At 60.7% G+C, this 23,457-nt stretch carries 22 protein-coding genes, 1 tRNA gene and 1 pseudogene; 15 read left to right on the top strand and 9 right to left on the bottom strand.

What is annotated here, in order from left to right:
- Window positions 1-88: 88 nt before the first annotated feature.
- Window positions 89-514 (top strand): hypothetical protein, encoded by a 426-nt coding sequence (locus ACZ1HA_RS07830; protein WP_472713486.1) that lies wholly within the window; start codon window positions 89-91, stop codon window positions 512-514.
- A gap of 109 nt (window positions 515-623) precedes the next feature.
- Here ACZ1HA_RS07830 and ACZ1HA_RS07835 read toward each other — a convergent pair whose 3' ends face one another.
- Window positions 624-3,044: a GcvT family protein gene (locus tag ACZ1HA_RS07835; protein ID WP_472713487.1), complete on the bottom strand. Its 2,421-nt coding sequence runs from the start codon at window positions 3,042-3,044 to the stop codon at window positions 624-626.
- A gap of 203 nt (window positions 3,045-3,247) precedes the next feature.
- Between ACZ1HA_RS07835 and ACZ1HA_RS07840 the strand changes: the two genes are divergently transcribed.
- From ACZ1HA_RS07840 to ACZ1HA_RS07850, 3 genes are all read left to right on the top strand, one after another.
- Window positions 3,248-3,598: a DUF1330 domain-containing protein gene (locus tag ACZ1HA_RS07840; RefSeq protein WP_472713488.1), complete on the top strand. Its 351-nt coding sequence runs from the start codon at window positions 3,248-3,250 to the stop codon at window positions 3,596-3,598.
- Window positions 3,599-3,712: 114 nt separating this feature from the next.
- Entirely contained in the window at window positions 3,713-6,130 is a 2,418-nt protein-coding gene (locus tag ACZ1HA_RS07845) for a GcvT family protein (RefSeq protein WP_472713489.1), read from the top strand.
- Between the two features lie 55 nt (window positions 6,131-6,185).
- On the top strand, window positions 6,186-6,809 hold the full coding sequence (locus ACZ1HA_RS07850) for a nucleotidyltransferase family protein (protein ID WP_472713490.1): 624 nt from the start codon (window positions 6,186-6,188) through the stop codon (window positions 6,807-6,809).
- A 336-nt stretch (window positions 6,810-7,145) separates the two neighbouring features.
- Here ACZ1HA_RS07850 and ACZ1HA_RS07855 read toward each other — a convergent pair.
- A tRNA-Leu gene (locus ACZ1HA_RS07855) sits at window positions 7,146-7,229 on the bottom strand.
- Between the two features lie 126 nt (window positions 7,230-7,355).
- Between ACZ1HA_RS07855 and ACZ1HA_RS07860 the strand changes: the two genes are divergently transcribed.
- Together ACZ1HA_RS07860 and ACZ1HA_RS07865 are read left to right on the top strand one after the other, a co-directional pair.
- A complete protein-coding gene (locus tag ACZ1HA_RS07860; protein ID WP_375227598.1) occupies window positions 7,356-7,934 on the top strand; it encodes a YqaA family protein in 579 nt (192 codons plus the stop codon).
- Entirely contained in the window at window positions 7,931-8,389 is a 459-nt protein-coding gene (locus tag ACZ1HA_RS07865) for a disulfide bond formation protein B (RefSeq protein WP_472713491.1), read from the top strand. Before ACZ1HA_RS07860 ends, ACZ1HA_RS07865 begins: the two co-directional genes overlap by 4 nt.
- On the opposite strand, the gene ACZ1HA_RS07870 is transcribed toward ACZ1HA_RS07865, so the two are convergent.
- Window positions 8,386-8,811, bottom strand: coding sequence for an Lrp/AsnC family transcriptional regulator (locus tag ACZ1HA_RS07870; RefSeq protein ID WP_375227596.1), 426 nt, complete (start codon window positions 8,809-8,811; stop codon window positions 8,386-8,388). The two genes, ACZ1HA_RS07865 and ACZ1HA_RS07870, sit on opposite strands and share 4 nt — an antisense overlap.
- Before the next feature lie 108 nt (window positions 8,812-8,919).
- Here ACZ1HA_RS07870 and rocF point away from each other — a divergent pair, with 108 nt between their 5' ends.
- On the top strand, window positions 8,920-9,840 hold the full coding sequence (gene rocF / locus ACZ1HA_RS07875) for an arginase (protein WP_472713492.1): 921 nt from the start codon (window positions 8,920-8,922) through the stop codon (window positions 9,838-9,840).
- Window positions 9,841-9,854: 14 nt separating this feature from the next.
- Window positions 9,855-10,907 (top strand): ornithine cyclodeaminase, encoded by a 1,053-nt coding sequence (locus ACZ1HA_RS07880; protein ID WP_472713493.1) that lies wholly within the window; start codon window positions 9,855-9,857, stop codon window positions 10,905-10,907.
- 75 nt (window positions 10,908-10,982) lie between these two features.
- Here ACZ1HA_RS07880 and ACZ1HA_RS07885 read toward each other — a convergent pair whose 3' ends face one another.
- Both ACZ1HA_RS07885 and dksA read right to left on the bottom strand, forming a co-directional pair.
- Window positions 10,983-12,155, bottom strand: coding sequence for an FAD-dependent monooxygenase (locus ACZ1HA_RS07885; RefSeq protein WP_472713494.1), 1,173 nt, complete (start codon window positions 12,153-12,155; stop codon window positions 10,983-10,985).
- Between the two features lie 64 nt (window positions 12,156-12,219).
- Complete coding sequence (dksA, locus tag ACZ1HA_RS07890) at window positions 12,220-12,642, bottom strand: RNA polymerase-binding protein DksA (RefSeq protein WP_375227592.1); 423 nt, start codon at window positions 12,640-12,642, stop codon at window positions 12,220-12,222.
- Between the two features lie 164 nt (window positions 12,643-12,806).
- On the opposite strand from dksA, the gene ACZ1HA_RS07895 reads away from it, so the two are divergent.
- From ACZ1HA_RS07895 to ACZ1HA_RS07920, 6 genes are all read left to right on the top strand, one after another.
- Window positions 12,807-13,646 (top strand): AAA family ATPase, encoded by an 840-nt coding sequence (locus ACZ1HA_RS07895; protein ID WP_375227591.1) that lies wholly within the window; start codon window positions 12,807-12,809, stop codon window positions 13,644-13,646.
- A gap of 163 nt (window positions 13,647-13,809) precedes the next feature.
- A complete protein-coding gene (locus tag ACZ1HA_RS07900; protein WP_472713495.1) occupies window positions 13,810-14,265 on the top strand; it encodes a GNAT family N-acetyltransferase in 456 nt (151 codons plus the stop codon).
- Window positions 14,266-14,371: 106 nt separating this feature from the next.
- A complete protein-coding gene (locus ACZ1HA_RS07905) occupies window positions 14,372-15,631 on the top strand; it encodes a DUF2927 domain-containing protein (RefSeq protein WP_472713496.1) in 1,260 nt (419 codons plus the stop codon).
- 46 nt (window positions 15,632-15,677) lie between these two features.
- Window positions 15,678-15,845 carry a hypothetical protein gene (locus tag ACZ1HA_RS07910; protein ID WP_375227587.1) on the top strand — a complete coding sequence of 56 codons (168 nt, stop codon included), beginning with the start codon at window positions 15,678-15,680 and terminating at the stop codon, window positions 15,843-15,845.
- A 9-nt stretch (window positions 15,846-15,854) separates the two neighbouring features.
- Window positions 15,855-17,042 (top strand): vWA domain-containing protein, encoded by a 1,188-nt coding sequence (locus ACZ1HA_RS07915; RefSeq protein WP_472713497.1) that lies wholly within the window; start codon window positions 15,855-15,857, stop codon window positions 17,040-17,042.
- 51 nt (window positions 17,043-17,093) lie between these two features.
- Window positions 17,094-17,789, top strand: a complete 696-nt coding sequence (locus tag ACZ1HA_RS07920) for a M48 family metalloprotease (protein WP_472713498.1) — start codon at window positions 17,094-17,096, stop codon at window positions 17,787-17,789.
- A gap of 5 nt (window positions 17,790-17,794) precedes the next feature.
- On the opposite strand, the gene ACZ1HA_RS07925 is transcribed toward ACZ1HA_RS07920, so the two are convergent.
- The 4 genes and pseudogenes from ACZ1HA_RS07925 to ACZ1HA_RS07940 all read right to left on the bottom strand — a co-directional run bounded on the left by ACZ1HA_RS07925 (window position 17,795) and on the right by ACZ1HA_RS07940 (window position 22,748).
- Window positions 17,795-18,334: an RSP_2648 family PIN domain-containing protein gene (locus ACZ1HA_RS07925; RefSeq protein WP_472713499.1), complete on the bottom strand. Its 540-nt coding sequence runs from the start codon at window positions 18,332-18,334 to the stop codon at window positions 17,795-17,797.
- Between the two features lie 3 nt (window positions 18,335-18,337).
- On the bottom strand, window positions 18,338-19,561 hold the full coding sequence (locus ACZ1HA_RS07930) for an RSP_2647 family RNA methyltransferase (protein WP_472713500.1): 1,224 nt from the start codon (window positions 19,559-19,561) through the stop codon (window positions 18,338-18,340).
- 130 nt (window positions 19,562-19,691) lie between these two features.
- The gene (locus tag ACZ1HA_RS07935) at window positions 19,692-19,964 is read right to left on the bottom strand and encodes a hypothetical protein (protein ID WP_472713501.1); all 273 of its coding nucleotides are present in this window, start codon (window positions 19,962-19,964) and stop codon (window positions 19,692-19,694) included.
- Window positions 19,961-22,748, bottom strand: a pseudogene (locus ACZ1HA_RS07940) ([protein-PII] uridylyltransferase family protein). Before ACZ1HA_RS07940 ends, ACZ1HA_RS07935 begins: the two are co-directional and overlap by 4 nt.
- A gap of 245 nt (window positions 22,749-22,993) precedes the next feature.
- On the opposite strand from ACZ1HA_RS07940, the gene ACZ1HA_RS07945 reads away from it, so the two are divergent.
- Window positions 22,994-23,413: a DUF2852 domain-containing protein gene (locus ACZ1HA_RS07945; RefSeq protein WP_375227581.1), complete on the top strand. Its 420-nt coding sequence runs from the start codon at window positions 22,994-22,996 to the stop codon at window positions 23,411-23,413.
- Window positions 23,414-23,457 lie beyond the last annotated feature (44 nt).

Raw genomic sequence — 23,457 nt, forward strand, 5'->3', positions numbered from 1 at the left:
CTGCCATCCGCAACAGATGGCAGACCTGAGGTCATTGAGGTCCGAACCAAACGGGAACTGGCACTCATCTGATATCAGCACCGGTTGAATGGTTGACCCGCTTGAATGCGCCCGAAACAGCACACTGCTGGCTTCTCCGTTCAGCACGCTGACCGCAAAAGACAGGACGGTACTCCGCAACGTTCCCTTTGTCCGGGAACGTTTTCCTGGCCCTTGCGGCAGGCCCCGGTTTTTCCACAGCCCAGAGCCAGATTTTATGCAGGTACAGCATTTTCAATGTTCATCATCGCCTGTTCATATGTTGATGGCTTTTTGGCGCTTCCCGAAGCACAGAGACTTTTGTCGAAAGCGAAAACAAACCGGCCTGCCTGCCCGCTCCGTCAGCGGCAACAGCCCCGGCAGCGACGGTTGGCCTTACTACCTGCACCAGCGTCAAGGTCTGCGCCTCAGGATACAGAAACATGCGCCCGCATCCGATTCACAGAGTTGTCGCCCGCGGAAAAAATCCGGCTGACCGGGCCGGGCAGTGACAATGCAATGCCTCAGTGCAACAGCCTGCTTCCGGCAGCTGTTTGACAGTGATCTCTTTGCTGAACTGAACGTCAATACCGCGCTTTCGGTGTTCAGCCGCGCAACACAGCGCCGGTGGGGTCAAAGGGCGGCTCATGCAGGATTGTCGCGCCATGTGGCCGTCCAAGTACCATGACCTCAACACGGTCTCCTGCCGTGGCTCCAGAAACATACCCCATCGCGAGACTCATCCCGACAGAATAGCCATAGGCACCGGATGTCACGCGCCCGATCCCCTGCCCGTCTTTGAAGATTGGCTCACCGCCTGTCGCATCGGCATCCGATGAATCCGTGTCCGCTGCATCAAGAGCCAGCAGAACGAGGTGTTCGCGCAGGGGGTTTTTCAGCACGTCCCCAACCGCCGAACGATTGAGGAATTCCTTGTCCATCTTGCACAGCCGGTCGAGGCCCACTTCCTGGGGCCAGTATTCCGGACTGTATTCGCGCGACCAGGACCCATAGCCTTTCTCGATGCGCAGTGACATCAGCGCGCGGCTGCCCACCAGGCCGGCCCCCACATCGCGCCCGGCGTTCAGGAGCACATCCAGCAGACGAGCCTGATCTTCAACCGGGCAATGGAGTTCCCAGCCAAGATCGCCGGTGAAACTGACACGCAGCGCAAGTACCCGGATGCCCGACAGCTCTATCCAGGCAGAGCGCATGAACGGAAAATCTTCTGTCGCCAGCGATGTGTTGGTCAGCCGCTGCAGCATTTCGCGCGACCGGGGGCCGGCCACATTAAACCCGCAGACCGCCTCTGTCCGGCTTTCAAACGTGGTGTCTTCAGGCAGCGGTACTTCTTTGAAGAACCGCCTGTGATAGCGCTCGGCCATGCCGGACCCGATCACCCAGAATTCGTCCTCACCGGTGCGCGTCACCGTAAAATCGCCCGCGATTCCGCCACGTTTGCCGATGAGCGGAGTCAGACAGGACCGACCGATCGCCTTTGGCATATTGTTGGCGAAAACACTGTTCAGCCACGCCTCGGCACCCGGGCCTTTGCAGGCGTATTTGGCGAAGTTGGAAATATCGATGATGCCTGCTTTTTCGCGCAGCATCCGGCATTCGCGCCCGACAGGCGCCCACCAGTTCTGGCGGGTGAACCCGTCTGTGTCGGTCGTGCCAGGCTCGTCTGCGTACCACAGCGGGTGCTCCCAGCCATAGTTCAGACCAAAGACTGCACCCAGCTTTGTCTGCATTGCGTAAGCAGGTCTGCGGCGCATCGGACGCCCCGCTGCACGTTCCTCGTTCGGGAAGTGGATTTTGAAACGGTGCGCATACTGGTCGCCCACCCGCGCTTTGGTGAACTTTTTATCCGCCCATTCGCCGAAACGCGCCATGTCCCAGGCGAACATGTCATAGCGGGTCTCGCCGGTGACGATCCAGTCAGCTGCCAGCAGCCCCATGCCCCCCGACTGCGAGAACCCCGGGATAATACCGTTACAGCAGAAATAGTTACTGAGTTCCGGCACTGGTCCGAACAGCACGTTGGAATCCGGGGACCAGATCATCGGCCCATTGATCACCCGTTTGATCCCAGCCTCGCCTACGGCCGGCACGCGCTCAATGGCGCGCATCATGTTGTCCTCGATCCGCTCCAGATCATCGGCAAAAAGCTCGTGGCCAAAGCCCTGCGGTGTGCCCTCCTCGGCCCAGAAACGCAGGTCTTTCTCATACGCGCCCACCAGCAGGCCCTTGCCCTCCTGGCGCAGGTAATATTCGCCATCGCGATCCGCCACGGACGGCAGCCGTCGATCCAGGGCGTCAATTTCTGCGATGGTCTCGGTCACGAAATACTGATGTTCTGTGGGCTGTAGCGGCAGTTCAATGCCGGCAAGTGATGCTACCTCGCGCCCCCAGAGACCTGCCGCGTTCACGACCCACTGTGTTGCGATATCGCCTTTGGGTGTACGGACAATCCATGTGCCATCGGGCTGTTGTTCGGTCGCGGTTACGGGGCAGAAGCGGATGATCTCCGCGCCATTCTGCCGGGCACCGCTGGCATAGGCGTTGGTAACGCCCGACGGGTCCACATTGCCGCCATCGGGTTCCCACATGATGCAGCGGATGCCGTCAAAATCGACCAGCGGGTGCAGCCGTTCGGCCTCATCGCGGCTGACCTCGTGGAAATTCATGCCATAGAGTTTCGCCTTGGCGGCCTGCAGGCGCAGCTGGTGCTCACGCGCTTCGGTCTGCGCCAGATAGAGCGAGCCCGGCTGAAACACACCGCAGGACTGACCAGTCTCCGCCTCGAGGCTGTTGTAAAGGTTCATCGTGTAGTGCTGAATGCGGCTGATGTTGGTGCTGTCGTGCAGTCCATGGATGTTGGCCGCCGCGTGCCATGTGGAGCCGCTGGTCAGTTCGTCCCGCTCCAGGAGCACGACATCCGTCCATCCCAGTTTGGTCAGATGGTAAAGAATGGAACAGCCGATGACACCGCCCCCGATGACTACGGCCTGTGCATGTGTACGCATTTGGATCGTCCTGATAGCTGTCCTGCGGGTTATACTGCCCCCCGCTCATCGGCCCGGAATGCGCAGTGGCGACATGTTCCGTCGCAGGCAGACAAGGCCCACGTCAAAAATCCCACGTTTTGCGCGCTTTCGTCTGAAACCGCTAAAACGCTGCTTGGATTTGCACTGCAAAGTAATACTTTCAGTTGAAGTGGGGGATCCTGATGACAATTACAGTAATGGCGCTTCTCAGCATAAACGAGGACGCAACCGAAGACCTCGCGGCATATATGCAGGCCACCCAGCCTCTTCTTAAGAAGGCTGGCGCCGTTATCCGGCAGCGTTTCACCATAAACGATGTTGTCGTAGGCTCATCCGGCGCAAAATCCGTAGTCGTTGTCGATTACCCGGACCGGGCCGCAGTGGATGCCGTTTTCCAGAGCCCGGAATATCTCGCTGTCCGCGAACACAGGGACCGCGCTTTCCCCTTTTACCAGATCAACGTGATTGAAACGGCTGAGCTGCCGAAAATGCCTGACACGGCCAGCGCGGGCACCACCGAGGAAACTGTCTGAGCGCAGGCATTGTTTGGCCTGCGCTGGCATGAAACGGCATGATCTGTCGTTTCTGAACCTGCTGCGCTTTCGTGTGTCTTTCATGATTGGGCAAAGACTAGGACCGGAGTTTCCATGCAGACCACCACACGTGTTGCCATCATTGGCGGAGGCGTCGTCGGCGCGTCCGTTCTGTACCACCTGACCAAACTGGGCTGGTCCGATGTGATGCTGCTGGAACGTTCTGAACTGACCAGCGGCTCGACGTGGCATGCGGCGGGTGGGTTCCACACCCTGAACGGCGACACCAATATGGCGGCGCTCCAGGGCTATACGATCCGGCTCTACCGCGAACTTGAAGAGATCACAGGCATGTCCTGCGGGCTGCACCATGTGGGCGGCGTGACGCTGGCCGATAATCAGGACCGGTTCGACATGCTGCTGGCAGAGCGCGCAAAGCACCGGTTCATGGGCCTCGACACTGAAATCGTGGGACCGGAGGAGATCCGCAAAATCGCACCCGTCACCAACACGGATGGGATCATTGGGGCGCTTTATGATCCGCTCGACGGGCATCTTGACCCATCGGGCACCACGCATGCCTATGCAAAGGCGGCCCGTATGGGCGGGGCCACGATCGAAACGCATTGTATGGTGCGAGAGACCAACCAGCGCAGCGACGGCACCTGGGATGTGGTGACTGACAAGGGCACCATTCATGCCGAACATGTCGTCAATGCGGGCGGTCTCTGGGCCCGCGAAGTGGGTGCAATGGCCGGGGTTTATTTCCCGCTGCATCCGATGGAACACCAGTATCTGGTGACAGACGATGTCCCGCTGATCGTCGACATGATGGCGGACGGGCATGAACATCCGCATGTGATGGACCCCGCGGGAGAAAGTTACCTGCGCCAGGAAGGTCGCGGGCTGTGTATTGGATTTTATGAACAGACCTGCCGACCCTGGGCCGTTGGTGGCACCCCCTGGACGTTCGGTCAGGACCTGCTGGCTGATAATTTCGACAAGATCGAAGACAGTATCGCCTTTGCCTACCGCCGTTTTCCCGATCTCGAACGTGCGGGTGTGAAAAACGTGATCCATGGCCCCTTCACCTTTGCGCCGGACGGTAACCCGCTGGTGGGGCCTGTGCCGGGCATGCGCAACTACTGGTCCGCCTGCGGTGTCATGGCCGGGTTCAGTCAGGGCGGCGGCGTCGGTCTGACCCTCGCACAGTGGATGATCGAGGGCGAGCCGGAGCGCGATGTGATGGCCATGGATGTGGCACGCTTCGGCAACTGGATCACGCCCGGCTATACGCTGCCAAAGGTTATGGAGAACTATCAGAAACGGTTTTCGGTATCCTACCCGAACGAGGAACTGCCCGCCGCGCGGCCATTCCGCACCACACCGATGTATGACATCTTCTCAGATCTGGGCGCTGTCTGGGGTCATCAGTACGGGCTTGAGGTGCCAAACTACTTTGCCTGTGGCGATGAGCCAACATATGAAACCCCGTCGTTTCGCCGGTCAGACGCTTTTGCGGCAACCGGTCGCGAGGTGAAAGCTGTCCGGGAAGCCGTTGGAATCAATGAAGTTCATAACTTTGGCAAGTACCGCATCAGCGGCACCGGCGCACGCGCCTGGCTTGACCGCATCATGGCGGGACGCATCCCGCAGCCCGGCAGGCTGAGCCTGACACCTATGTTGTCCGAACGCGGCAGACTGATCGGAGATTTCACGGTCTCCTGCCTCAGCGAAAACGACTTCCGCCTGACCGCGTCCTATGGTGCCCAGGCGTTTCACATGCGCTGGTTCCAACAGCACGCGGCAGCGGATGTCGAAATCGAAAACATCTCCGATCGTGTGACCGGTTTTCAGATTGCGGGCCCCCGCGCCCGCGACGTGCTCGCAGCAACCACGCTGTCGGACGTCGGCGACATGCGGTTTCTGGACGTCCGGCGCATGACCATCGGCATGACAGACTGTGTGGTGCAAAGGGTCAGCTATACCGGCGATCTGGGGTTTGAGATTTACTGTGATGCCATGGCACAGCGCGCGCTCTGGAACACGCTTTGGGATGCGGGTGCGTTGCACGGCATGACACCCTTTGGCATGCGGGCCATGATGTCATTGCGGCTCGACCGGTTCTTCGGTAGCTGGATGTCAGAGTTCTCGCCCGATTATACCGCGGCGGAAACAGGGCTGGACCGCTTTATCCAGTGGTCAAAAAACACTTCTTTCATCGGGCGCGAAGCCGCCGAAGCAGAACGTGAAAAGGGCCCTGCCCTTCGTCTGGTTGTTTTTGAGGTGGACGCGGATGACGCCGATGTTCAGGGGTACGAACCGGTCTGGCTTGACGGAAACGTAGTCGGGTTCTGCACCTCGGGTGGCTGGTCCCACCATGCCGGGAAATCGATTGCGATGGGCTTCCTGCCGTCGGATCGCGTGGCGGAAGCGCCGGATGTGGAAATCGAAATCCTGGGACAGATGCGCCCGGCCCGTGTGATTACCGAGCCACTCCTTGACCCTGAAGGCAGTCGGCTGCGGGGATAGAGGACGACAGACGGAGCATCTGTTTCACCGCGTCAGCATCGTGTAGAGCATGAGAATGACATCAGTCCCCGGCTCTGACATTCCGATCCTGATCCCCGCCGCGGGGCTTTCCTCCCGCATGCGCGGGGACGACAAACTAATGCGACGCATTGATGGCGTTTCTCTGCTGAGGCGACAGATCCTGCGCGCCTGCGATGCGACGCGCGGTGTAGTCATTGTTTTGCTCCCTCCCGCACCGCATGACCGCTACAGCTGCCTGAGCGGCACACGTGCGACAGCAGTCGATGTGCCGGACGCCCGCGACGGGCTCAGCGCCAGCCTGAAGCGCGGGTTGAAAGCACTCCCTCAGGGATCCCCTGCCGCGATGATCCTGTTGCCCGACCTGCCAGAAATCACAACCGGTGACATACAAAAGGTTCTGGCCCCGGTTGGCACGGACGACACGGTTTCCATGTGGTGCGCCACGACTGAGGAGGGCAAACCGGGGCACCCCATGGTGGTGGACGCGAAACTCTTCGACGACTTTCTGACTCTCTCCGGTGACAGTGGCGCACGGAGCCTGCGCAAACGGGAAGAAGAAAAAAACGCCCTGCAATATGTTCCCCTCGCGGGCAACCGGGCGCGGCTGGATCTGGACACGCCGGAGGAATGGGCCGCCTGGGAAGCGGAACGGAAATAAAACGGGAGAGCTGTCGGAAAGCTCTCCCGTTCCGCGCCAGTTAGGGGGTATCCCGCTGTGGCAGCTGCATATTTCCGCGCGTGCCGCTCTCCGCGACAGGGCGACAGCATCGGAACCTTACCTGACTGGTGTTCTGACGCACCGGTGACCACACGTTAACCCGGAAATCCGGACGCCCCCGGGCGGTGTTTCGCCTGATCCGGCGTTTGAGCTGCAAATCCGGGGAAACAATAGGGCAAAGGTCAGACGATCCTGGCACGACAGGAAACGCCCATTTCGCGGGACGCGCGAATCCTGCCGCACAGACGTGTATCCGAAATTTTCGGGAGAGCTGCCTGGTACCCAAGGCCGGACTCGAACCGGCACGCCCGAAGGCGGGGGATTTTGAATCCCCTGCGTCTACCATTCCGCCACTTGGGCAGCCACCCTGCGCTTACACGCCGGTTGCCGACCGGGCAAGTATTATCCGGGATTTTGTGCAGCTTCATCTTGACCGTACGGCTGTCCCGTGGTCTGCGGGGCCCGTTACAAAATGACGAGACAGACATGCTCAGAAAGCTCTACGACTGGACGCTCAGCATGGTCGAGCACCGCCACGCGCTCTGGGTGCTCGCCTTTGTCAGTTTTATCGAAAGCTCGGTTTTCCCGATCCCGCCTGATGTGCTGATGATCCCGATGATCATTGCACGCCCTTCCCGCGCGTGGCTGATCGCCGGTGTGGCGCTGGTCGCGTCGGTTCTGGGCGGCATCGCGGGCTATGCCATCGGGGCATTTGCGTTTGAAAGCATCGGCCAGCCGGTTCTTGAGAGTCTGGGCAAAGCAGAGCGCATGACTGAATTCAACGCGCGTTTTAACGATCTGGGCTTCTGGGCCGTCCTGACCGCCGGGGTGACCCCCTTCCCCTACAAAGTGATCACGATCATGTCAGGCTGGACCGGCATGCCACTGGGAACCTTCATTGCAACGTCCGTGCTGGCGCGCGGTATCCGGTTTTTCCTTGTAGCCTTCCTGCTGTGGAAATTCGGCGCACCCATCCGGGACTTTATTGAACGGCGGCTGGGTCTTATGTTCACCCTGTTCGTGGTCATTCTGGCCGGTGGGTTTTATCTGGTGAGGTATCTGTGACGGGCAGACAGGCGCTTTGGCTCGCAACACTCGGTTCTGCGGCATTGATGGCGGGCGCACTCGCGTTCCAGTATATCGGCGGCATGCCTCCGTGCAAAATGTGCTACTGGCAGCGTTATCCGCACATTGTGGCCATTGCCATCGGCGCGCTGGCTCTTGGGCTTTCCAACCGTGCGCTGACGCTCGCAGGCGCCGCAGCCGCACTCACCACATCCGGGATCGGTTTTTATCACGCGGGTGTCGAACGCGGGCTTTGGGAAGGGCCCACGTCCTGCACATCGGCCCCTATCGGCGGGCTGAGCGCGGATGAGCTTTTTGACCAGATCATGGCCGCCCCCATCGTTCGCTGCGACGAAATCCCATGGGAGATGCTGGGACTGAGCATGGCGGGCTGGAATGCAGTGATTTCACTGGGGCTGACCTGCCTCTGGCTGCTGGCCTGGCGTCGCTTCTAACCGGCTTTTCGGGTCGACAGAAGCAGACTTGTTTCGCTGGCGGTCACACCGTCAAACTGCCTGATCCTTGTCAGTTGCTGATCAAAAGCTTCCAGCGTTGCGGTCCCGATCTCAACGATGACATCCCAGCGGCCATTGGTGGACCACACATGCCGGATTTCCGGCAATGCACGCAGCTGCCGGATGATGCGCTCAGTCCCCCGCCCCTCGATCGCAATCATCATCAGACCGCGTACCGGGTCGCGGATCTGATCGCTCCGGAGCACCACAGAGAACCCCAGCACGTCGCCATCCGCCTGAAGGCGCGCCAGACGGTTCCGCACCGTGGCGCGGGATACGCCAAGCCGGGAGGCCAGTTCAGAAAGCGGAGCTCTCGCATCATGACGCAGAATCCCGATCAGCCTGCTGTCCATTTCGTCCATTTTGCATGTCCATAATGATGATATTGCTGACATTATGCGCATTCTGGGTGCTTGTCGATGACCCGATGTGGTTTTTATTCTCGGGGCAATCGAAATCCGGAGACCCGCATGACACAGCAAAAATGCATTCTGATTGGCGCACCGATGGACTGCGGCAAGCGTCGTGCCGGTTGCCTCATGGGCCCGGATGCCTACCGGACAGCCGGTCTTGCCCGGGCGTTGAGTGACCTTGGCTGCAGCGTCGAGGACCGGGGCAATGTCACCCCGGCGCCGTTTACACCAAAACCGCACCCGCGCATCCATGCGCTGGAAGAAACCATCGCCTGGACAGAAGCCTTGGCTGCGGCGGCTGAAGCAGGTCTGCAGGACGGGCTGCCGGTTTTCATGGGGGGCGATCACGCTCTGTCGCTGGGCACGGTGGCCGGAGCCATGCGCCATGCTGCGGCAACCGGACGCCCGCTGTTTGTACTCTGGCTGGATGCCCACAGCGATTTTCACACGCCACACAGCACCGAGAGCGGGAACCTGCATGGCACACCGCTGGGCTATGTCACCGGACGCCCGGGCTTTAATGGATTCCCGCCCATCATCACACCGCTGCCAGAGGAAAACGTGGCCATCATCGGCCTGCGGTCCGTGGACCCGGACGAGCGCGAGGCGCTGCAGAACACTGCCATTCACCGGGTGGATATGCGCGACATCGATGAAAGCGGTATCGCCCGCCCGCTCAGCGCCTTTCTGGACCGTGTTGCGGCGGCTCAGGGTATGCTGCACGTCTCGCTTGATGTGGATTTTCTCGACCCTTCCGTTGCACCTGCGGTGGGCACAACCGTTCCCGGTGGCGCTACGATCCGCGAAGGTCACCTGGTGATGGAGATGCTGCACGACAGTGGCCTGATGACCTCGCTGGACCTGGTGGAACTGAACCCTTTTCTTGATGAACGCGGCCGCACCGCACAGGTCATGGTTGATCTGGCGGCCTCAGCCTTTGGCCGGCGCGTGTTCGACCGCCCGACGCGCGCTTACTGAACAGGAAAACCCGCATGACAAACCCTGCCCCTTCTGACAAAGCCCTGGTCCCCTTCGTTTCCGTGGATCACATGATGCAGCTGATCCACCACGTTGGCGTTGAGGATATGCTGCGCGGTCTGGCGGACTATATCGAAGCCGATTTCCGGCGCTGGCAGCTTTTTGACAAAACCCCACGTGTTGCCAGCCATTCTGCCGAAGGTGTAATCGAACTGATGCCCACCTCCGATGGTGAGGTTTACGGGTTCAAATACGTCAACGGTCATCCGAAGAACACTGCGGAGGGGCTCCAGACAGTCACTGCCTTCGGCCTGTTGGCTGACGTGGCCTCCGGGTATCCGGTTTTGTTGTCCGAAATGACGATGCTGACCGCTTTGCGCACGGCTGCAACCTCCGCCCTCGTGGCGCGTCTGCTGGCGCCTGCGGGTGCCGCAACAATGGCGATGATCGGCAATGGCGCTCAGTCCGAATTCCAAAGCCTCGCTATGAAGGCCATCTGCGGCATCACGGAGGTGCGCCTTTATGATACCGACGCAGCGGCGACAGCAAAATGCGCGCGCAACCTCGCGGGTATGGGGCTGACCGTCAGCACTTGCAGCAGCCCGGAAGAAGCCATTCTGGGCGCAAAGATCATCACGACCTGCACTGCCGACAAGCAGTACGCCCGTATTCTGACAGACAACATGATCGGCGCCGGGGTGCACATCAATGCAATTGGCGGCGACTGTCCGGGCAAAACCGAACTGGCGCCGGGCATTCTGGAACGGTCTGATATCTTTGTGGAATACCCTGAACAGACCCGGATTGAGGGCGAAATACAGCAGCTGGCAGCCGACCATCCGGTCACGGAAATCTGGCAGGTGCTGACGGGTCAGGCCAAAGGCCGTATATCCTCCCGCCAGATCACCGTCTTTGACTCGGTTGGCTTTGCGGTCGAGGATTTCAGCGCCCTGCGGTACGTCCGCGATCAGATCAGGCAGACGTCCTTTTGCCACATGCTCGACATGCTGGCGGATCCTGATGACCCCCGCGACCTCTTTGGAATGCTGCAGCGCGCAAAGACATGACGCGGGCCCGTTCCGGGCCTGCCCGGAACCAGGGAACAGAATGCGCGTGTCCGGCAGGACACGCGCGCCGCCGGATCAAAGCGGATGGGTACCGGTGACATCGTGCCCGTAAAGCCATTCGAAGCGTTTCAGCATTACTCCCGGGGCAAACCGGCTGCCCATAGACAACGCCAGATGAGCGACCTGTCGCACCGGTCCTTCAGCCATATGATAGCGGCGCGCGTTGGCACTGGCTTCATCTATGGCGCGCACCACCCGGGCGCGGCGCTTTTGGGTATACGTCGCCACCAGATCACCGGAAACGGCCAGCCCCGCGAGCACCCAGGCGTCTTCCAGTGCCAGATTTGCCCCCTGCGCCAGAAATGGCAGCGTCGGATGCGCGGCATCCCCCAACAGGGCAACACCCTCGCGTTCCCATCGCGGTGCCACAGGATGCCGGAACAGCCCCCAGAGACCGACCTGCGTCACCTGGTCCAGCAACTCACGCGCCGGACTGCCAAAGTCCGCAAAAGCCGCGCGCAGATTATCCGGGTCATCCTCATGTGCCCAGCCTTCCTCTGCCCAGGCTTCGCGCTCCTGAACCGCCACAATATTCATCAGTGTTCGGCCGCGCAGCGGATAAGTCACCAGATGCCGGCCCGGCCCCATGGTCACTGTTGCAACCGCCGCGGCATCGGCGGGTGCCGGAACCAGTGCCCGCCACGCGACCTGCCCCGTAAAGGCAGGCTCAGGCGCGTCCCAGACGGCACGGCGGCCAACCGAATGAATACCGTCCGCGCAGATGATGAGTTCTGACCGCATCGCCCCGCCATCGGCAAAGGTCACTTCTGGCAGGTCTCCGGGTGTCACGGACACCACGCGCCGGCCCATTTCAATGGAAACATTCTGTTGCCGCGCGGCACGGGCCAGCAGCGCAATGAGGTCCGCGCGGTGCACAAACAGGTAATCGCGCCCGGGAAAGCGGTTCAGACCCAGCCGCGCCACCTGTTTTCCCTGCCGGTAGTCCCGCATCACAACCGCGTCCGCACGCACGGCACCAACCCGGCGCAGCGGTTCCTGCAACCCAAGCGCGCGCAGCACCGCAAGTCCGTTCGGACTGATCTGCAGGCCTGCGCCGACTTCAGTGATCTCGCCTGCCTGCTCGACCAGTGTCACCGCGACACCGCGCATGGCCAGAGCCGCCGCGCAGGCAAGCCCGCCGATCCCCGCGCCTATCACAACCGCATTTTTTGCCAGTCTCTGTTCCATCACCAAAAACAAAAGCGCCGGACATCAGATGCCGGCGCTTTCTCCGTCGTTACCCGCAGCGGGATCAGTCGTCGCGGTGCACTTTTTCGCGCCGCTCGTGACGTTCCTGTGCCTCAAGGCTCATGGTTGCAATCGGGCGCGCATCAAGGCGTTTGAGGGAAATCGGCTCGCCTGTCACGCTGCAATAACCGAACTCGCCTTCTTCGATCCGGCGCAGCGCACCGTCGATCTTGCTGACCAGCTTGCGCTGACGGTCACGTGTACGCAGTTCAAGCGCGCGGTCGGTTTCCTCAGAAGCGCGGTCGGCAACGTCGGGGATATTGCGCGTTCCGTCCTGCAGGCCCTCTATGGTGTCCCGGCTGCCGGCGAGAAGTTCAGCTCGCCAGTTCAGCAGTTTGCGGCGGAAATACTCAACCTGGCGTTCATTCATGAATGGTTCGTCTTCGGCCGGACGATAGTCATCCGGCAGGAAAAATTCCTGTTTCATCTGCTCCCCCTCAACGTGGCTAACGTTTTCCATTGCACCAGATCCTCAAACCATGTGCCCCTGCGCAGCAGATAGCGCAGGCCAGCCGGATTGTCACTACACAATCCGGTATAAACACGGTTAAAAGCGTCATGAAAAGTGCTTACTAAAGGGTTGACAACAGCATGAAATTCCAGGGAACGGCGGACTATATCGCCACCGATGATCTGACAATCGCGGTTAACGCGGCTGTGACACTGGAACGCCCGCTGCTGGTCAAGGGCGAGCCCGGGACCGGCAAAACCGAACTTGCCCGTCAGGTCGCCGGAGCGCTGGGTGCGCCGATGATCGAATGGAACATCAAATCCACAACGCGCGCGCAGCAGGGTCTATACGAATATGACGCCGTCAGCCGGCTGCGGGACAGCCAGCTCGGGGATGAGCGGGTTCATGATGTGGCCAACTATATCCGCAAGGGCAAACTCTGGCAGGCCTTTGAAGCCGAAGAGAAAGTCGTGCTGCTGATCGACGAGATCGACAAAGCGGACATCGAATTCCCGAACGATCTGCTGCAGGAACTCGATAAGATGGAATTTTTTGTTTACGAGACCGGCGAAACCATCCGCGCGGTCAACCGGCCAATCGTGATCATCACGTCCAATAACGAAAAAGAACTGCCTGACGCTTTTCTGCGCCGGTGCTTTTTCCACTACATCCGGTTTCCCGACATGGACACGCTGCGCCGCATTGTCGAGGTGCACCACCCGGGCATCAAAGAATCGCTGCTGACCACTGCCCTCACGCAGTTTTTTGAAATCCGTGAACAGCAGGGGCTGAAGAAGAAGCCATCCACATCGGAAGTTCTGGACTGGCTCAAACTCCTACTGGCCGAAGACATGACAGCCGAGGACCTGAAATCGGGCGGTGCTGGCGCACTGCCCAAGCTGCACGGTGCGCTTCTCAAGAACGAGCAGGACGTACATCTGTTCGAGCGGCTTGCATTTATGGCCCGCGGCGGGCGCTAAGCACGCCCAAACAGGCGACCCCAAAAGGTCCGGCATCGCCGTAACGAAGCGCAGAGTGGACAAATCAGGCCGTCCACGGCTAAACTCTGTCCAACGGTGCCGGAGAGCGCCACCAAATCTGATCCGCGGCGCAAGATCGCGGACTGAGGCAGACGGGCAGAATATGACACAGACACCAGGATCAGTGGTGCGTGCGCTGCGTGAGACCGACAAGGCAGAATGGTCTGCCCTGTGGGCTGCGTATCTCACGTTCTATAAAACATCACGACCGGCTGAGATCCATGATCTCTATTTTGACCGCCTGCTGGGCGATGATCCGCAGGATTTCAGGGCACTGGTGGCCGAAGTGGATGGCAGGCTTGTCGGCCTGACCCACTACCTCTTTCACCGGCACGGCTGGTCGCGGGAGAACGTATGCTACCTCCAGGATCTTTACGCTGACCCAACCGTTCGCGGTCAGGGGATTGGTCGCGCACTGATCGAAGGGGTCTATGCCGCTGCAGACGCGGCAGGTGCGCCATCTGTTTACTGGCTTACCCAGGATTTCAATAAAGACGCGCGACTGCTCTACGACCGGATCGGTGTGAAAACGCCCTTTATCAAATACAGCCGCGCGTGAGACGCCGTCTCATCCTCCCGCTGATCATGATGCTGTCGGCCTGCGTGCCGGCATCGCAGGGTCAGCCCCCTCACGTGCTGCGGGCCCGGACATTGAACTGCCACCGATGAAAACCTTCGCGGCACCTATAACTGTTGCGCGCACGACCAAAGCCAACCCTGATCTGATCCTCGACTTCGTGCAGCTCTCCTTTCAGATGGAAAGCGGCCGAATACTTGAGACGTTCACCCGGTTTGAAGGTCCGGTCACCGTGCGGGTCACCGGTACGCCGCCCCCTTCTCTGATCCCCGATCTGCGCCTGTTGATCACCCGACTGCAGAACGAGGCCGACATCCCGATCCGGCTGACAACAGACGAAGATGCCAGCATAACGGTGCAGTCTGTCTCGCGCCGCGCAATCCGGAGCGTTCTGCCACAAGCGGCCTGTTTTGTGGCCCCGAATGTTTCGTCGCTGCGGGAGTACCGCTCGGCACGCCGGTCCGACCGGACCAACTGGGCACTGCTGAAGACCCGCGAAAAACTGGCGATTTTCATCCCCAATGATTCAAGTCCGCAGGAAGTGCGGGATTGTCTGCACGAGGAGCTGGCACAGGCGCTGGGGCCGCTGAATGACCTATACCGCCTGCCGGACTCAGTCTTCAATGATGACAATGTCCATACGGTGCTGACCGGTTTTGACATGCTGATGCTGCGTGCGACATACGCCCCCGAACTGCGCTCCGGCATGTCCCAGCGCGAAGTCGCGGACCGGCTGCCCGGGATTTTCCGCCGCATCAATCCGCGAGGTGACCGCGCAGGCACAGGCCGGATCAGCCAGACACCACAGGAATGGCGCAATGCGATCCAAACGGCCCTGGGCCCTGGCGCCGGGTTACGGGCGCGTCAGGGAGCCGCTGATCAGGCACTGCGCATTGCCTTGCGTGAGGGCTGGACAGATAACAGGCGCGCCTTCTCGCACTATGCGCGCGCGCGCTTGCTGCAGGCCACAGACGGGCGCGAAGCTCTCCGGCAATATGCGCAAGCCGACCGGTTCTATGCCCGGTCTTCGCGCACGCAGCTGCACCGCGCCTATGTGGCCACGCAGCTCGCGGCCTATGCGCTGGCCGAACGTGATCCGGCGAAAGCAAAAGCGCTCGTGGCACCGCACCTGAATGCCGCCCGTACTTCGCAGAACGCGTCCCTGCTGGCCACTCTGGAACTGCTGCGTGCCGAAGCGCTGCTGCAGGAGGGCCGCGTCGAAGAGGCGCGCGAGGTCAGACTGGACAGTCTTGGTTGGGCGCGATACGGCTTCGGCGCTGACTGGGTTGTACGCGCAAAACTGCGTGAAATCGCATCCCTGACACGCGAAGACGGACCGGCCTCCTGACACAGAAGCGCGGGTGCCGACAGGACGGAATTGCCGGAGGCAGAATATGATTGTTATTGTCGGAGCCCTCCTGGGCGCGCTTATCGGTGCCAGAACCGCGTCCAAACGTGGCGGGAACCGCAAGGACATGGCGCAGTATGGCGCTGTTTACGCGCTGATCTTTGCCATTGTGTCCATGTTCATCACCGTTATGCTCGACCGGTTCCTGTTCTGAGGACCGTCTATGTTCCTGCCCTTCTTCGAGGCCCTGCGTACGCATAACGTGCCCGTGTCCCTGCGGGAGTTTCTTGCGTTCCTTGAAGCGATGAAGGCGGATCTGATCACTTATGATGTTGAGGGCTTTTATTTTCTGGCCCGCACGATCCTGGTCAAGGACGAACGCAACATAGACCGGTTTGACCGGGCGTTTGCGGCTGCGTTCTCAGGCCTAGAAGAGATCAGCACCGACGCCGTTCTCGAAGCCGTGGATATTCCCCGCGAATGGCTCGAAAAGATGGCGGAGAAACACCTTTCCGACGCGGAAAAAGCCGAGATCGAGGCAGCAGGTGGTTTTGATAAGCTCATGGAAACGCTCAAAAAGCGCCTTGAGGAACAAAAGGGCCGCCATCAGGGCGGCAATAAATGGGTGGGCACCGCCGGCACCTCTCCCTTTGGCGCTTACGGGTACAATCCGGAAGGCGTACGCATCGGACAGGACAGGTCGCGCCATCAGCGCGCGGTCAAGGTCTGGGACAAGCGCGAATTCCGCAACCTCGACGACACGGTGGAGCTGGGCACACGCAACATCAAGGTTGCCCTGAAACGTCTGCGCCGCTGGGCGCGCGACGGCGCCAACGAAGAGCTGGACCTGAACGGGACAATCCGCGCAACCGCAGAGCACGGCTATCTCGATGTCAAAACGCGCCCCGAGCGCCGCAATGCCGTCCGGGTTCTGCTGTTTCTGGACGTGGGCGGCTCTATGGACCCGCATGTACGTGTGGTTGAGGAATTGTTCTCCGCGGCCCGGGCAGAATTCAAACACATGGAATACTTTTATTTCCACAACTGCCTCTATGAAGGCGTCTGGCGCGACAACCGGCGGCGCTGGAACGCGCAGATCCCCACACACGAAGTACTGCGGACCTATGGCCCTGAATACAAATGTATTTTTGTTGGCGATGCGTCGATGTCGCCCTATGAAGTGGCCTATCCGGGCGGCGCGTCCGAGCACTGGAACGAGGAAAGCGGCGCCACCTGGCTGGCCCGCGCCAGAACACAGTGGCCATCCGTTCTGTGGATCAACCCGGTGCCGGAGAAATACTGGTCTTACACACAGTCTATAGCGATGATCCAGGAAGTTATGGGCCCTGACTGCATGGTGCCCATGACCCTTGAGGGACTCTCGCGCGGCATGAAAGAGCTGACCCGCTGAAGCGCCACAGCAGCTCTTGCCGCAATGCGGTCCGGACCCCATATTCACACAATGCTGAAGTTCACGCCGATCCTGCTGGCGATCCTTTACGGGCTCGCAATGTACCGCTTTTCCGCCTGGCGCACGGCGAGAGAACTGGACGCGCGGTCGACCGAGCTGGCTGATCCCATGCTGCGCACCCTGACGGACCGCATGGCCGCGGCTCTGGAGATCGACCGTATCCGGGTTCATATCTACGAAATTGATCCGGTGAATGGTCTGGCGGCCCCGGATGGTCGAATTTTCATAACCCGCGGGTTTTACAACAAATTCCGGCAGGGTGAGGTTTCCGCCGACGAGATGGCCAGCGTGATCGCCCATGAACTGGGGCATGTGGCCCTTGGGCATTCAAGACGCAGAATGATAGACTTTTCAGGACAGAACGCCCTGCGAACAGCGCTTGCCATGGTGCTGAGCCGGTTTTTGCCCGGCATCGGGGTGATGATCGCCGGCGCGCTCACATCGCTGCTGGCAGCGCGTTTGTCCCGCAGTGATGAATATGAGGCCGATGCCTATGCCGCAGCCCTGCTGACCAAGGCCGGTATCGGGGTGGAACCGCAGAAATCCCTTTTCCGCAAACTCGAAGATCTCACCCGCCAGCGCGGTGGTGCTGTGCCAGCATGGATGATGAGCCACCCGAAAACGTCGGAGCGCATCGCGGCCCTGGAGGCGCTGGAAGCAAAATGGGCGGATGCGACTCTGACCTGACGCGCTCAGCCGAGCGCTTTGGCCAGACGCGGCAGACGCGCCTTTTTCAACAGTGCGCGCATGTCCCAGGGTTTTCCGGACAGACGTATGGCGGTTTTCAGAACGTCCTGTGCCACACGCTCAACGGCGTCAGGATTGTCCTGCCAGAGCCTCATCAGGAAACTGTCAGGATCAACCCGCTCCAGCCCTTCCTCCGCCAGAATGTTGCGAGGAAAGTCCTTTGCATTCAGCGTCATAATCGCGTCAGTTGATGCAGATACAGCTGCTGCCAACACGTGAATATCGTTCTCATCCGGCAGCCACAGCCGTGCGGTCAGCGCCTCCGGCGGCGTGACTTCCTGCTCCGGCCATGCAGCACGCAGCAGCGCGATCTCCGCACGCGCCTGCGCCTCGCCCTCTGGCCCCAGTTTGACCGCCGCCCGTGCCCATTCCTCCAGAATGCGCGGCGCCCAGAACGGCGCGAAGGCCCCTGTTTTCGCAACCCCAAGCACGATCTCCCGCATCACGGTCGGATAGAGCACACAGGTGTCGATCAGAACTTTCACGGCTCAGAGCGCGAAAAACAAAGACTTCAGGTAACCGCTTTCCGCCAGTTGTGGCAGCTGCGGATGATCCGGTCCCGCAAACCCGGTGTGGATCAGACGCGGCGCACGCCCTGCCCGGCCCATCCCGCGCACACTGGCGGCACGGAATGCTGCCAGATCCGCAGCGTGCGAACAGGAACACAGACCCAGAATGCCGTTTTCAGCGACCAGAGGTGCCGCGAGGCGCGCGATACGCTCATAGGCGCGCAGGCCCGCATCCAGCGCGGGTTTGGATGGTGCAAAAGCAGGCGGATCGCAGATCACGACATCAAACTGAGCGCCCTCTTCGGCCAGGGCTGACAGCATTTCAAAAGCATCACCCTGTCGCGTGGTAAACCGATCCGAGGCCCCCATGCGATCCGCACCTTCGGTGGCGAGCGCCAGAGCCGCAGCTGAGGCATCAACGGCCAGCGCAGACTGCGCACCACCGGCCAGGGCGGCCAGCGAAAAGCCTCCCACGTGGCTGAACACATCAAGGACCCGCGCGCCGGATGACAACCCGGCCGCAAAAGCTTGGTTTGGCCTTTGGTCATAGAAAAGACCGGTCTTCTGCCCACCGGTCAGATCGGCCAGGTAAATGGCACCGTTCATGCGCACGTTCACGGCAGTTTCCGGTGCCGTGCCAGCAAGAAGGTCTGACTGATCATCGAGCCCTTCAAGGCTGCGCGTACGCCCGGCCGCATTTTTGATCACGCAGGTGCAGCCCGTAACGCTCATCAGCGCCGCAACCAGAGGCTCCAGCAGGGTCTCCGCCCAGGCCGCATTCGGCTGCAGCACGCAGGTATCGCCGAAGCGGTCAATGATCACGCCCGGCAGCCCGTCCGCCTCCGCATGTACCAGTCTGTAGAACGGCGCGTCAAACATTCTGGCCCTCAGCGCCTGGGCCTTTTCAAGGCGCCGGGCAAACCAGGTCTCGTCAATGATGGCATCGGATGCCCGGTCGAGCATCCGGCAGATGATCCGCGACAAAGGGTTCACGGCCACAATGCCCATCGGGCGGCGGGCGTCATCCTCCAGCAGCGCAACCGTTCCCGGTTGGAGCTTTTTCGTGCGGCGGTCGGTCACCAGTTCGTTGGTATAAACCCATGGGAACCCATGCCGGATCGCGCGCGCATTGGCTTTGGGGCGCAGGCGCACGACTGGCATGCCCGGAGGGGCGGATTGTTCATCTGAATGGGGCGTTGTCATAGCGCTGCTCTACTCCTATCCGGCTTTGGTGAAAAGCATTGAGTGCGCATCTGACCGGTGGCGCCAGAGCAGCGCTGAATTACTGACCCCGCACCCACCCTTGCGGCCCTGCACGTCCCGCTTGTGCAGTTCAGTTGCGCGAACGCGACCGCCAGCCGCCGCGCCGCCGTGGGGCCGCCATACCGGCCAGACCCTCTGTCATCACCTCAGTCATCGGATGCTCAGGGTGATCCGCGCGGTAGCGGTCAATCAACAGCCGCAGCGTCTGGACTGTGTCCTGTTCCATCGGCAGGCTCAGCGCCCAGTCGAGAAATATCGACCGGCACTCCGGTTTGGTGATGCCGTCAATACGGTAGGCCTCAAATATCAGACCCTTGGGATCATCTGCGTCGCCCTTGATCATGCCTCGCCCTCCGTGCGCCAGGGATCCAGCGCAGTGTCAATCACCTGCCTGCCGGCCGACGCTGTTCGCGTCAGCTCTGCCAGTAACGCATCCAGCGTATCCGCTCCCGTCGTTCTGAGCAGAAAATCCTGTGCGGACGGCCCCAGTTCCGCCGGATCGGTGTCCGTTTCCGACAAAAGCCGCATCGCGAGGTTCAGCGTGCCGTAAAGGTCAGTTGCATCCTGCAGAATGCGGCTCCCGCTGTCATCAACCAGCCCGGCTTTGACGGCCCGCTGCAATCCGTCACTGCTGTCTGTGGCACCGGTGATGAGTGCACCGGCCTGCGCCAGCAATTCGATTTCCTGCAGCCGCCCCGGACCTGTTTTGACGTCCCAGACCGAAGACGGTGCCTTTGCCGCGCGGATACGGTCCCGCATGACTGCCACTTCCCGTGCGACCTCCGAATGTGGTCGGCCACGCCCGAGAAGCTCACACCGGAAAGCGTCGACATCTGCTGCCAGTTCATCAGGCCCGGCAATGACCGCCGCACGCGTCAGCGCAAGATGCTCCCAGACCCAGGCTTCTTCCTGCTGGTAGCTCCGGAAGGACTGCCAGCTGGTCGCCACGGGGCCCTGATTACCCGACGGCCGCAGCCGCATATCAACCTCATAAAGTCGACCCTGGGACATCGGCGCGGACAGTGCCGTGATCAGCGCCTGGGTCAGCCGCGCGTAATAGGGTCGTGTGGCAAGCGGTTTCGGGCCTTCGGAACTCTCAGCGCCTGCCGGGTCATAGATCAGGATCAGATCGAGGTCAGACGATGCGTTCAGGCGGCCCGCGCCCAGCGACCCCATGCCCAGCACCACGGCCCCGCGACCGGGTGGCGGCCCGTGACGGCGCGCGAACTGCGTTGTTACCAGCGGCCAGACAACGCGCAGCACGGCACGCGCCAGATCGGCGTATTGCTCACCGGCTTCAGGCGCTGTCGTCAGCCCCCTCAGCAGATGCACACCGATCCGGAAATGCCATTCCCGTGCCCAGCGGCGGGCACCATCAAGAGCGGTTTCGTAATCAGGCTCACGCCCCAGTGCTTCTCTGAGCGAGGCGCACAATGCGTCTGTGCCCGGCCAGTCCGCAAAGAAATCGCCACCGATCACAGCATCGAAAACGCCCGCATTGCGCGACAGATACTGTGCCAGCGCCGGTGATGTGCCGGTGATGTCGATCAGCAGTTCCAGCAGTTGAGGATTTGCCTCCAGCAAAGAAAAGAGCTGCACGCCAGCAGGCAGCCCGGCAAGAAATCCGTCAAATGCTCTGAGCGCGTCCTCCGGCCGGGCGGTCCGCGACAGCCGCGCCAGGAGATCAGGCCGCAGGCGGTTGAAGATCTCCCGGCTGCGTTCACTGCGCAGAGCCGGGTAGCTGAGCCAGCGCGTAACGGTACCGGCGTCAATCAGATCAGGTGTCTGCTCTGCATCACCATTGCGGGCCGGTGCAAAAAACCCTTCGGTCATTTCATGCACGGCTGCCAGCCGGGCCAGCAGATCTGCCTGCAGGTCATCCACGCGCATGTCCATCATCGCAGCAAGGCGCGCGAAGCCCTCGTCAGATGTGGGCAGCGTATGCGTCTGCGCGTCGTTGATCATCTGCAGACGGTGCTCGACCGCCCGGTGCGCGACGTAGTGATCGGAAAGTACCCATGCAGTGTCATCGGGCACCCACCCCTTCTCAGCGAGCACTGCAAGCGCCTGCCGCGTGCCCCGGCCCCGCAGTTCCGGATCGCGTCCCCCTGCGATCAGCTGGCGGGTCTGGGTGAAGAATTCAATCTCCCTGATCCCGCCCCGTCCCAGCTTCATATTGTGACCCGGTAACGTAATCGGACCGCCCAGGCCTTTGTGTTCACGTATCGCCAGACGCATGTCATGGGCATCCTGAATGGCCGCAAAATCAAGGTGCCGCCGCCAGACAAACGGCGTAAGCGTCTTCAGAAACCGGTTACCTGCGTCAATGTCGCCCGCAATCACCGCTGCTTTGATATAGGCAGCACGCTCCCAGGTGCGGCCCAGACTTTCATAATACCGTTCCGCTGCTTCCATAGACATGCAGACCGGCGTCACCGCGGGATCAGGGCGCAACCGCAGGTCCGTGCGGAAAACATAGCCTTCTGCGGTGATTTCGCTCAGCGTTGCGCACATCGCCCGCGTCGCGCGCACAAAGGCAGAGCGGGCGTCGTGGAAATCCTCAGGCGCAAAGCGCGTCTCGTCAAAGAGGCAGATCAGATCAATGTCGGAGGAATAATTGAGCTCACCCGCGCCCATTTTGCCCATCGCAAGGACACACATACCCGCGGCATCTGCCACATCATCTGCGGTCATGCCCGGCAGTTTTCCGCGCCGGATCTGAACGGCAATTGCAGCACGCAATGCGGTCTGACAGGCCGCTGATGCGAATCCGGTCAGCGTTTCCGTGACTTTCTCAAGCGGCCAGGCACCGCCCAGATCAGCCAGCCCGGTCAGAAGGGCGATCTCGACGTTTTGCCTCGCGCAGCTGCGGGCCGGGTTCCGGCCCTTCCAGAGCACTGATGCCCCGTATGACCCGCGCCACGGCTTCATCGGGGTCCTCAACCGCCTCAGCCAGCCATGCCGCCTCGCGTCCGATCAACCCGGCCAGATACGGGCTGCATCCAGCAGTTCCGCGCACAAGCTCCGATATCTGCACATCCTGAGGCGTAAAACGCTCCAGCGCTTCGCGTCCGCGATCGGCATCGAAAGGGCGCGGCACCCGCGTCAGAGAAGCGCTCAGTTTCATGCCTCAGATGTCGCCCGGCCCAGCAGAAACGTCAATGGTTATGCTCGTACCGGACAAGCAGGAAAGATTCTTCGCGGTCATATCAGCGCACAAATTGTTGTTTTAAATACATAAAGTAACTTAATGTAAAAAACATTCACATTTCCTCTTGCAACCTAACGTGCAAACCCCAATCTTAGCAATGTGAAAGGCATTCACATCCCCGTACTGCCGGGGCACATCAACCCGCACCGAAAGGCGATAAAATGACGACGATCACTGACTCCCGAACCGTTTCACACCAGCCCGGCTGGTTCACCCGTGCCGAAAACTGGCTGGATGACCGCGGCAAGGGCGCCTGGATCGCCGCCATGGTCCTCAGTTTCATTCTGTTCTGGCCCATCGGTCTCGCCCTTCTGTTTTACATGATCTGGAGCAAACGTATGTTCGCCACTTCCTGCCGCCGGTCCGCCCGTCATATGTCCCATTCGATGAAGGCCATGCGCCCGACCGGCAACTCGGCCTTTGACGCCTACAAGGCAGACACACTGCGCCGCCTTGAGGAAGAACAGGAAAAGTTCGAGGCTTTCCTTGAGCGTCTGCGCGATGCAAAAGACAAAGCTGAATTTGACCAGTTCATGAACGACCGGGCTGAACCGGCCGGTGACAAAACCGCCGACGCCTGATCCCTCCCGGCGCCCCTGACAGGGGGCGCCACTTTGCACAGGAA

This window comes from Roseobacter sp. S87 (assembly GCF_055693285.1).